8 protein-coding genes are annotated in these 10,306 nt (G+C 67.6%); 5 read left to right on the forward strand and 3 right to left on the reverse strand.

All coding sequences use genetic code 11. The features are described from left to right. Positions 1-24 precede the first annotated feature (24 nt). The 3 genes from Q4I23_RS25920 to Q4I23_RS25930 all read right to left on the reverse strand — a co-directional run bounded on the left by Q4I23_RS25920 (position 25) and on the right by Q4I23_RS25930 (position 3,178). Positions 25-1,506 (reverse strand): pentapeptide repeat-containing protein, encoded by a 1,482-nt coding sequence (locus Q4I23_RS25920; RefSeq protein ID WP_454018556.1) that lies wholly within the window; start codon positions 1,504-1,506, stop codon positions 25-27. Between the two features lie 183 nt (positions 1,507-1,689). Continuing rightward, positions 1,690-2,307 (reverse strand): MlaC/ttg2D family ABC transporter substrate-binding protein, encoded by a 618-nt coding sequence (locus Q4I23_RS25925; RefSeq protein ID WP_149648618.1) that lies wholly within the window; start codon positions 2,305-2,307, stop codon positions 1,690-1,692. Positions 2,308-2,401: 94 nt separating this feature from the next. After that, positions 2,402-3,178: an MlaA family lipoprotein gene (locus tag Q4I23_RS25930; protein WP_014240617.1), complete on the reverse strand. Its 777-nt coding sequence runs from the start codon at positions 3,176-3,178 to the stop codon at positions 2,402-2,404. 409 nt (positions 3,179-3,587) lie between these two features. On the opposite strand from Q4I23_RS25930, the gene Q4I23_RS25935 reads away from it, so the two are divergent. From Q4I23_RS25935 to Q4I23_RS25955, 5 genes are all read left to right on the forward strand, one after another. Further along, positions 3,588-4,571, forward strand: a complete 984-nt coding sequence (locus Q4I23_RS25935; protein WP_498528114.1) for an ArsR/SmtB family transcription factor — start codon at positions 3,588-3,590, stop codon at positions 4,569-4,571. Beyond that, entirely contained in the window at positions 4,568-5,449 is an 882-nt protein-coding gene (gene metF / locus Q4I23_RS25940) for a methylenetetrahydrofolate reductase [NAD(P)H] (RefSeq protein WP_498528115.1), read from the forward strand. Before Q4I23_RS25935 ends, metF begins: the two co-directional genes overlap by 4 nt. Before the next feature lie 52 nt (positions 5,450-5,501). Then, positions 5,502-5,975, forward strand: a complete 474-nt coding sequence (locus tag Q4I23_RS25945) for a DUF29 domain-containing protein (protein WP_498528116.1) — start codon at positions 5,502-5,504, stop codon at positions 5,973-5,975. A 59-nt stretch (positions 5,976-6,034) separates the two neighbouring features. Then, the gene (gene metH, locus Q4I23_RS25950) at positions 6,035-9,526 is read left to right on the forward strand and encodes a methionine synthase (RefSeq protein WP_498528117.1); all 3,492 of its coding nucleotides are present in this window, start codon (positions 6,035-6,037) and stop codon (positions 9,524-9,526) included. Between the two features lie 141 nt (positions 9,527-9,667). Next, positions 9,668-10,162, forward strand: coding sequence for a thioesterase family protein (locus tag Q4I23_RS25955; RefSeq protein ID WP_498528118.1), 495 nt, complete (start codon positions 9,668-9,670; stop codon positions 10,160-10,162). Positions 10,163-10,306: the final 144 nt, after the last annotated feature.

The raw sequence follows: 10,306 nt of genomic DNA on the forward strand, positions 1-10,306 counted from the left end.
CCCGGGAGGGGGAGCCTTCTTCCGTTACCCTTCCAGCTTCTGATGCTCCAGGAAGGCGGTCTTCAAGAGCTGCTTGAGATCGTCGCCATACTGGTGGAAGCGCACGGACACTTGGCCTTTACCCGCGCCCTTGTGCACCACGACCATCCGCGCGGTGGCCATGATGTCGTCCCGCCCGGTGATGGACAGGCGGCCCTCGATCGTCTCGCCCTCCTCGAACAGATCGTCCGGAGCGTAGAAACTGACGCCGCCGATCGACCAGTTGCGGGAGGAATGGGCGCCACGGTCGGTCTGAACAACCAGGCAGGGGTGAGCGTAGCGCTTCTGCGCCCGCCGTTCCTCCGGCGCTGGCAGCGGCGGTGGCGCGGTGTCCACCGTCACCGTGATTCCCGTGCCGTCAAGCTTCGCCCCGCCCAGCTTGGCGGAGCGCAGCACCGCATCCTCCATCCGTGCGTCGCGCAGGTCGGCGCCGGTCAGGTTGGCACCGTCGAAGTTGGTCGGCCAGGGACGGTCTCCGGAAAGCCGGGCCGGGCGGGCGTCGGCGCGGGCCAGGACGGCGCGGGACAGCCCGGCGCGGCGCAGGTTGGTGCCGTTCAGGCAGGCCTCCGTCAGATCGGCCCCGATCATCTCGGTGTAGGAGAGGTCGGCCATCTCCAAGCTGGCCTTGCGCAGCCGCACGCCCATCAGGCGGCAGCGGCGCAGCCGCGCCGCGGCGAGCACGCGGCCGGTCAGGTCGGCCCCGATCACCGACACGAGGTCGAGATCGAGATGGCGGCCTTCCGCCCCCTGGCTATTCACCCACCGCTCATGCTCGGCGACGGCTTCCAGGAAGGCGCCCGACGGCATCGGCTTGTAGACCGGCCTGACGATGGCGTTCTTGGGAAGGGAGGCGGGCAGGTAGTTGCGGTCGAGCGTCGCCTCGTCGATGGTCGTGCCGTCGAAGGTCACGCCGTCCAGCGTGGCTCCCCAGAAATCGGCGCCGACCAGAACGGCCGCGGTCATGTCGGCGCCCGTCAGATCGGCGTCGTTCAGGTCCGCCCCGCTGAGGTCGCAGCCGGTGAAGTTCGCGCCGGCCAGGATGGAGCGCTCCATCTTTGCCTCGGTCAGGCGGGTGACGCCGTCGCTGCGTGGTTTGTCGTCCGTTCCGCTCATCAGCGACCCGGCGCGGAAGTCGGCGCCGCGCAGGTTGGCGTCGGTCAGGATGGCCCGGTGCAGGTTGGCGCCGCGCAGATCCGCCCCGATCAGTGTCGAGGCGGTCAGGTTCGCCCCCTCCATGTCGGCGCCGAACAGGTCGGCCTGCGAGAGGTCGGCCCGGATGAGACGGGCACCGACCAGATTGGCGCCTGCCAGCTTCGCCCCGTTCAGGTTCACCCGGTCGAGGTTGAGATTCGAAAGATCGCGGAAGCTGAGGTCGGCCCGCCGCCCGCCGCGGCGCGTCAGCCACGTCTGGTGGGCGAGGATGATCGCCTTGATCTCTTCGATCTCGTTCGGAGTCCGGTCAGCCATCGGATGGGGCGCCCGCTGCTGCAACACACAAGAGAGGCTTCGGGCGCGACCATACCCCTTCCGGCGGTGTTCGTCACGGAATCGCCGTTTGGACCATCAGGAAAAAGGGCCATAAAAAGCAGGCATGAAAAAGGGCCGCCCGAAGGCGGCCCGTGAGATGGCCCGGTTGCACGGAGCGAAGGATCAGCCGGCGCTGCCAACCTTCTGGCGGAGCGCCTGGAGCAGCCCCTCAACCCGCCCGCCGTTCTGACCGATGACGGAGGCGAACTCCTGGCGCTGGGTCACGCCCATGCTCACACCCTCGACCACCACGTCGATGATCTTGTAGGCGGTGTCGCGCTTGCGCACGCGCCAGTCCACATTCACCGGCGGGCCGTTGGGACGGACGATCTGGGTGCTGACCATGGTGTCCGCCTCGCCTTCCACCCGGGACCCGGTGATGCGGAAGGTCTCGCCCGAATACTCGACGAAGCGGTCTGCGTAGGTGTTGACGATCAGCCGTTCGAACAGCTTCTGGTATTCGTCGTGCTGCTGCGGCGTGGCGGAGTTCCAATAGCGGCCCAGCACCCAACGCCCGATGTAGGCCACGTCGAAGCCCTGATAGAGCAGGCCGCGGAAGCGCTGTACCGCCTGCTCGCGCGACAGGCTCTTGTTCGAGAAGGTGGCGACGGCCTCGTTCCCCAGCGATTGGATGAACGCGGTCGCGCCCGGATCAGCCGATTGCGCGGCGGCGGGACGGGCGGCCCAGCTGCTCACCGCGAGCAGGGCCGCGCACACGAGAAACAGGCGACGTGTCAGCATGGCAAGGCAAAAGTGGCTGCTGCGGGGGCTTTGTCAACACTCAATCGGACAAGGGATCGAGCGCGGACGGTCGTGCCGCGGCAGGCCTCCTCCTTTATTTCTTGGCGGGTTCGTCGAAATCGGGGAATTCCGGCGTCGCCGGCGCGATGTCGTTGGCGATCGCGGCGCGGCGCTGCTGCGCGTAGAGGCTGCGGGCCGTCGCGTAGAAGTCCAGCGAGTTCTTGCGCAGGTCGTCGATCTCGCGCAGGAGCTGCGAGCGGCGGTCCAGGCCTGCGGCGGCGGTCCGCCCATACATCGCGTTGTCCGCCCCGGCGGCGTTGGTGCCGATGCGGAACGGGTCGGCCAGCGTGTCGACGCCATAGCCCAGCGTGTCGCGGACGTTCGACGGGCCGAGGAACGGCAACACCACGTAGGGGCCGGGTCCGACACCCCAGACGCCCAGCGTCTGGCCGAAATCCTCCGGACGGTCGCCGATCCCGGCCTCCGTCGCCACGTCGGCGAGGCCGCCGATGCCGAGGATGGTGTTGGTCATGAACCGGCCGGTGGCGACCTGGGCGCCCTCGAAATCACCCTGCAGCAGGTTGTTGGCGATGTAGAGCGGGCCGAGCAGGTTCTGGATGAAGTTGTGCACCGCCTGGCGCAGCGGGTCGGGGACGACGCCCACATACACTTCCGTCGCCGGGCGGATCAGCAGGATGTCCGCGGTCTCGTTGACGGCGAAGACGAATCGGTTGGGAATCTCCAGGGGATCGCTGACCGTGACATCGGCTTCGTTGCTGCCGGGCGCGGTTGCGCAGCCCGCCATGCCGAAGGCGACGACGGCTACGGCGGCCGAGCGAAGAAGGGAGCGGGAGAGGTTGGCCAGCTTCATCGGCGACGGCTCTTTCTGGGGACACGACTTTGGGCGGGGCATCCGATTCCGCGGCCCCATCGCGCCACGTCGGAAGGGTTCGTCCCCTCGCCGGGCGGCAACAGGCGCTGCCGGACAGGACATCGCCCGGAAAATCCGTGCGATCCCTTTGTTCCGTGCCTAACACAGGCGCCGCCTTTTGACCAGCGTGCCACGCGAGGTCACCATACGGATACTGCCCTATGTGGTAGGATTGCCGCGCCCTTCGCGTGCCGACCGGGTGCCCCGTCAGCCGGTGCCGCCCGATTGGAAGGGTGACCGGTGAAAACGTGTTTACGCTGCATAAAGATATCTTTATATCTGTATCCCGCATGGCGGGCCGTGGTGGCCGGCCGGCCCTTCGGGGCGATTCGGGACGGTGTCGGCGGTCATGGACGAACTGCTTGCGACATTGAAGGCGGCGGCGGAGACCACGCGGCTTCGGCTGCTGGCGCTGTGCGCTCATGGCGAGCTGACGGTGACCGAACTGACCCAGATCCTGGGGCAGAGCCAACCGCGGGTGTCCCGCCATCTGAAGCTGCTGTGCGACGCCGGTCTTCTCGACCGTTTCCGGGAGGGCACCTTCGCCTTCTACCGGCTGACGGAGCGCGGCGCCTCGGCGGAGTTGGCGCGGGTGCTGGTGGACGCGATCCCGTCCGACGATCCGACCATGACGCTGGATCTGGAGCGGCTGGAGGCGATCAAGCGCGCCCGCTCCGAGGCGGCGGCCAGCTACTTCCGCGAGAACGCCGCCCGCTGGCATGAAATCCGCTCCCTCCACGTCCCGGAACGCGAAGTGGAGGAGGCGCTGCTGCGCCTGATCCCCGCCGACGGGATCGGGGATCTCCTGGACATCGGCACCGGCACGGGCCGCATGCTGGAGGTTCTGGGGCCGCGCGCCCGGCGCGCCGTGGGGGTCGACCAGTCGCGTGAAATGCTGTCCATCGCCCGCACCAAGCTGGAGGACACGGCGCTACGCCACTGCCATGTCCGGCAGGCGGACATGTACCAGCTTCCCTTTCCGTCCGGCTCCTTCGACGCGGCGGTCGTCCATCAGGTGCTGCATTTCGCGGAGGCGCCGGCCGATCTTCTGGCCGAGGCGGCGCGGGTGCTGCGGCCCGGCGGCCTGCTGCTGCTGGTCGATTTCGCTCCCCACGCCCTGGAATCCCTGCGGGCGGAGCACGCGCACCGCCGGCTGGGCTTCTCCAACGCCGAGGTCACCGGCTGGTGCCGCCAATGCAGTCTGGAGTGCGGCGCCGTGGTGCATCTGCCGGGCGAACCGCTTACCGTATCCATCTGGCCGGCGGTGCGCGCCGCGAAGGGCGCATCCCCGGCCGACCCCTCCATCCTCTCCATCAGCGGAGCCCAGTCATGACGTCCGGCATCCCGTCGGTCAGCTTCGAATTCTTCCCGCCCAAGACGGAGAAGATGGAACAGAGCCTGTGGCAGGCGATCCAACGCCTTGCCCCGCTCAGCCCCTCCTTCGTCTCGGTGACCTACGGGGCCGGCGGCTCGACGCGCGAACGCACGCACAACACGGTGACGCGCATCCAGAAGGAGACGGGCATCCCCGCCGCCGCCCACTTCACCTGCGTGGGTGCGACGCGCGAGGAGATCGACGCCATCGCCCGCACCTATTGGGACGCCGGAATCCGCCATCTCGTGGCCCTGCGCGGCGATCCGCCGGAGACCGAGGGCGGGGTCGGCGGGCGCTACGTCCCGCATCCCGGCGGGTATGCCTACGCCGCCGATCTGGTGGCCGGGATGAAGAAGGTTGCCGACTTCGAGATCTCCGTCGCCGCCTATCCGGATTGCCATCCGGAGGCGCCGAGCGCGCAGTTCGACCTGGACAACCTGAAGCGCAAGGTGGACGCCGGGGCGACGCGGGCGATCACCCAGTTCTTCTTCGACAACGACGCCTATTTCCGCTTCCTCGATCGTTGCGCCGCCGCCGGCATCACCGTGCCGATCGTGCCCGGCATCCTGCCGATCACCAACTTCGCCCGCGCGGTGGAGTTCGCCGGCAAGTGCGGGGCGGCGATGCCCCAACGCTTTGCCGAAACCTTCGAAGGGCTGGATTCCGATCCGGAGACCCGCCAGCTCGTCGCCGCGACCATGGCGGCGGAGCAGTGCCAGGCGCTCCAGGCCCAGGGCATCAAGGAGTTCCATTTCTACACCCTGAACCGCTCGGACCTGACGGTGGCCATCTGCCGGATGCTGGGCGTGAAGGCGAAGCAGCCGGCGGTTTCCTGACCGCCTCCCTGTGCTAGGGTGTTGCGATGATCGCGGTCGCGGAGGAAGGGCCATGGACAGCCGGATCGGGTATGACGACGATTTCTACGCCTGGACCCAGGAGCAGGCCCGTCTGCTGCGCGAAGCCGCCCGCGAACACCTCAACACGCCCATCGACTGGGGCCATGTGGCGGAGGAAATCGAGGATATGGGCAGGAACGACCGGCGCGCGATCAACAGCCACCTTGCCCGTATCATCGAGCATCTTCTGAAACTGGAATTCTCTCCGGCTTCCGACCCGCGCAGCGGTTGGCGGAAGTCCGTACGCGAACAGCGTGCGGCGGCCGTCGATGCGCTTGCCGACAGTCCCAGCCTGAAGGGGCATGTCGATCTTCCGTCCGCATTCCGCCGTGGACGCGGCTTTGCCACCGACGGGCTCGGACAGGATCGCGTCGACGAACAGGCCCTTCCTTCCGAATGCCCTTACGGACTTGAACAGCTTCTTGACGAAGACTGGTGGCCGGTGAACCGCCATGACCTCGACTGAGACGCTGATTCCCTGACTTTCCGCCCGACCTTCCTTCCGAAACGGACCAGACCCTTCCCATGCCGCACATTCTCGACACTCTCCGCGACCGCGTCCTGCTCTGCGACGGCGGGTTCGGCAGCCGCATCCAGGCGCTCGACCTCGATGTGGAGAAGGACTACTGGGGGCACGAGAACTGCACCGACATCCTGCCGCTCTCGCGCCCGGACATCGTGCGGGAGATCCACCGCGGCTATTTCGAGGCTGGCGCGGACATGGTGGAGACGGACACCTTCGGCGCCTCTCCGGTGACGCTGGGCGAGTTCGGCATCTCCGAGAAGGCGTTCGAGATCAACCAGCGCGCGGTCGAGCTGGCGCGCGAGGCGGCGGAGACCTTCACGGACGGGCTGCCGCGCTTCGTCATCGGCTCGGTCGGGCCGGGCACCAAACTGCCCAGCCTGGGCCATATCCCCTACCAGGATCTTGAGGACAGCTTCTTCGTCCAGGCGGCCGGCCTGATCGCCGGCGGCGCCGACGCCATCCTGGTCGAGACCTGCCAGGACCCGCTGCAGATCAAGGCCGCCGTCAACGGCATCAAGCGCGCCCGCGCCGAGGCCGGGTCGGACACGCCGGTCTTCGTCCAGGTGACGGTGGAAACCACGGGCACGCTGCTGGTCGGCACCGACATCGCTGCGGCGGCCACCGTGATCCAGTCTTTGGACGTGCCGCTGATCGGGTTGAACTGCGCCACCGGCCCGCTGGAGATGAGCGAGCATGTGAAATGGCTGACCCAGAATTGGCCGGGCCTCGTCTCCGTGCAGCCGAACGCCGGCCTGCCGGAACTGGTCGACGGCAAGACGCACTACCCGCTGCGCGCCGACGACTTCGCCCATTGGCTGGAGCGCTTCGTGACCGAGGACGGGGTGAACCTCGTCGGCGGTTGCTGCGGCACCAACGTCCCGCACATCGCGGCGGCCAACCAGATGCTGCGCAAGCTGGCCCCGGCCGGCTCGCACCGCCCGAACCCGAAGGGCCGCACGGTCCATTGGGTGCCCGCGGTCGCCTCGCTCTACTCCCAGGTCACGCTTCGCCAGGAAAACGCCTTCTTCGCCATCGGCGAGCGCTGCAACGCCAACGGCTCCAAGAAGTGGCGCGAGCTTCAGGAGAAGAACGACTGGGACGGCTGCGTCGAGATGGCGCGCGAGCAGGTGAAGGAAGGCTCGCACACGCTGGACGTCTGCACCGCCTTCGTCGGGCGCGACGAGGTGGCGGAGATGAAGGCCGTCGTGCAGCGCTTCGCCGGCTCGGTCACCGCCCCGCTGGTCATCGACTCCACCGAATACATCGTGCTGGAGAAGGCGCTGGCGCTCTACGGCGGCAAGGCGATCATCAACTCGATCAACTTCGAGGACGGTGAGGAGCCGGCCCGCAAGCGTCTCGCGCTCGCCAAGAAGTTCGGCGCGGCGGTGATCGCGCTGACCATCGACGAGGAGGGCATGGCGAAGACGCCGGAGCGCAAGCTCGCCATCGCCAAGCGCCTCTATGACTTGGCGGTCAACGAGTTCGGCCTGCCGGCCCACGACCTGCTGTTCGACCCGCTGACCTTCACCATCGCCACCGGCAACGAGGACGACCGCAAGCTGGCCATCTGGACGCTGGAGGGCATTGAGGCGATCAGCCGCGAGATGCCGGGCTGCCAGATCATCCTGGGCCTGTCCAACGTCTCCTTCGGCCTGAACGCGGCGGCCCGCCACGTCCTGAACTCGGTCTTCCTCGACCATGCGGTGAAGCGCGGCATGACCGGCGCCATCGTGCATGTGTCGAAGATCATGCCGCTGCATCTGATCCCCGAGAAGGAGGTCAAGACCGCCGAGGACCTGATCTTCGACCGCCGTGCGGAAGGGTACGACCCGCTCCAGGCCTTCATCGCACTGTTCGAGGGCCGCAAGGCCGCGGACGCCAAGAAGAAGGCCCGCGCCGAGACGGTCGAGGAGCGGCTGAAGGAGCGCATCGTCGACGGCGACCGCACCGGGCTGGAGGACGATCTGGCCGAGGCGATGAAGACCCACCCGCCGCTGGAGATCATCAACACCTACCTGCTCGACGGCATGAAGGTGGTGGGCGAGCTGTTCGGCGCCGGCAAGATGCAGCTTCCGTTCGTGCTCCAGTCCGCGGAGACCATGAAGGCCGCCGTGGCGTGGCTGGAGCCGCACATGGAGAAGCTGGACGGGCAGCAGAAGGGCACCATGGTGCTGGCCACCGTGAAGGGCGACGTTCACGACATCGGCAAGAACCTCGTGGACATCATCCTGACCAACAACGGCTACAAGGTCGTCAATCTGGGAATCAAGCAGCCGATCGGCGCTATCATCCAGGCGGCGAAGGAGCACAAGGCCGACGCCGTCGGCATGTCCGGCCTGCTGGTGAAGTCCACCGTCGTCATGCGCGAGAATCTGGAGGAGATGACCCGTGAAGGGCTGGAGGTCCCGGTCCTGCTCGGTGGCGCCGCCCTGACCCGCGCCTATGTGGAGACGGATTGCGTGGCCTCCTACGGCTCGGGCCGCGTGGCCTATGCGGGCGACGCCTTCGACGGGCTGACCCTGATGGATCAGGTGGTGGGCGGCAGCTTCGACCAGCAGCTCGCCATCCAGCAGGCCAAGCGGGCGGGCCGGGCGGTCAACCGCCGCCGTGTGCTCGGTCAGGCGACGAGCGCCACCGTCGGTCCGGTGGACAAGGACGCCGCCCGTGCCCGCCGCACCCGTCTGGCCGAGGGCGTGCCGGTGCCGACGCCGCCCTTCTGGGGGCCGAAGGTCATCGAGCATGTGCCGCTGAAGACGCTGGTGACCTACCTCAACGAGCGCATGCTCTATCAGCTCCAGTGGGGCTACCGGAAGGACGGCAAGTCCTTCGAGGAGTTCAAGGAGTGGGCGAAGAAGGAGCTTCGCCCGGTGCTCGACCGCATCCTTAAGATCGCCGCGAAGGAAGAGATCCTGCGGCCCCAGGCGGTCTACGGCTACTGGAAGGCGGCGGCCGACGGCGACGACGTCATCCTGTTCGCCGAGGACGGGACCAGCGAGGTCGCCCGCTTCACCTTGCCGCGTCAGGCCAAGGAGGACGGCGAGTGCATCGCCGACTTCCTGCGCGACGTGAACGACGGCGAGCGCGACGTGCTGGGCCTGCAGATCGTCACCATGGGCCAGCATTGCGCCGAGGTGGCGCGGGACTGGTTCGCCGAGAACCGTTACCAGGATTATCTCTACCTGCACGGCCTGTCGGTGGAGATGACCGAGGCGATGGCGGAGTACGTTCACGCCCGCATCCGCGCCGAGCTGGGCTACGGCGCCGAGGACAGCCGCGACAAGGAGAAGCTGCTGCAGCAGGCCTATCGCGGCAGCCGCTACAGCTTCGGCTACCCGGCCTGCCCGAACCTCGCCGACCAGGAGCAGCTTCTGAAGCTCCTCGACGCCGGGCGGATCGGCGTGGAGATGTCCGACGAGCACCAGCTCCACCCGGAGCAGAGCACGTCCGCCATCGTCCTGCACCACCCGCGGGCGAAATACTTCAGCGTGTGATGCGGGGCGCCTGGACCGGGGCATCGCCTCCTTTCCTGCGTTACGATGGGGAAGGAGGCGCCTTCAGGAGGGTCGGGACCGGCCCGGCTGACCATCCAAGCCGGTTCCCAAAGCGCAGCGGCATCGCTTATCCTTGAGGGCATGAACCATTCGCCCACCCCGCTTCGCCTGCACCGGGAAACCGTCCGCCCGGAGTGGATCGACTACAACGGCCACATGAACGTGGCCTACTATCTGCTCGCCTTCGACCACGCGACCGACGCCGTGCTCGACCATTTCGGGATCGGCAAGGCGTACGCGGAGGGCGAGGGGCGGTCGATGTTCGCGGTGGAGGCGCACCTGACCTACGCCCGCGAGGTCACGGAGGGCGACGGGCTGACCTTCACGTCCCTGGTCCTGGGCGCGGACGCCAAACGGCTGCATCTGTTCCACGAAATGCGCCATGAGGAGGACGGCTTCCTCGCCGCCACGGCGGAATTCGTTCTGCTCCATGTCGATCTGGCGGAACGCCGTTCGGTGCCGCTGGCTCCGGACGTTGCGGAACGGCTGGCCTGGACCGCGGCGGAGCACGCCACGCTTTCCGTGCCGCCGCAGGCCGGGCGATCGGTCGGGCTGCGGACCCCGAGGGGGGCGTGACGGTAAGTCGCTGCCCGCCTCGGCTTTTTGTTGCGCCGGACCCTTTGTTATTCGGCATGCGCGACACTATCTGTTGGCGCATGAAGACGACAATTTTCGCCGCCTTCGCGGTACTTGCCACCTTCCTGGGCACAGCCCTGGTTC

The sequence above is a fragment of the Azospirillum sp. UFLA03-27 genome (assembly GCF_059803775.1).

Excerpts from the sequence above, each read along its gene's own strand:
- Q4I23_RS25925 (WP_149648618.1), bottom strand. The coding sequence starts at position 2,307 with ATGCTGACACGTCGCCTGTTTCTCGTGTGCGCGGCCCTGCTCGCGGTG.
- Q4I23_RS25920 (WP_454018556.1), bottom strand. The coding sequence starts at position 1,506 with ATGGCTGACCGGACTCCGAACGAGATCGAAGAGATCAAGGCGATCATC.
- Q4I23_RS25930 (WP_014240617.1), bottom strand. The coding sequence starts at position 3,178 with ATGAAGCTGGCCAACCTCTCCCGCTCCCTTCTTCGCTCGGCCGCCGTA.
- metF (WP_498528115.1), top strand. The coding sequence starts at position 4,568 with ATGACGTCCGGCATCCCGTCGGTCAGCTTCGAATTCTTCCCGCCCAAG.
- Q4I23_RS25955 (WP_498528118.1), top strand. The coding sequence starts at position 9,668 with ATGAACCATTCGCCCACCCCGCTTCGCCTGCACCGGGAAACCGTCCGC.
- Q4I23_RS25935 (WP_498528114.1), top strand. The coding sequence starts at position 3,588 with ATGGACGAACTGCTTGCGACATTGAAGGCGGCGGCGGAGACCACGCGG.
- metH (WP_498528117.1), top strand. The coding sequence starts at position 6,035 with ATGCCGCACATTCTCGACACTCTCCGCGACCGCGTCCTGCTCTGCGAC.
- Q4I23_RS25945 (WP_498528116.1), top strand. The coding sequence starts at position 5,502 with ATGGACAGCCGGATCGGGTATGACGACGATTTCTACGCCTGGACCCAG.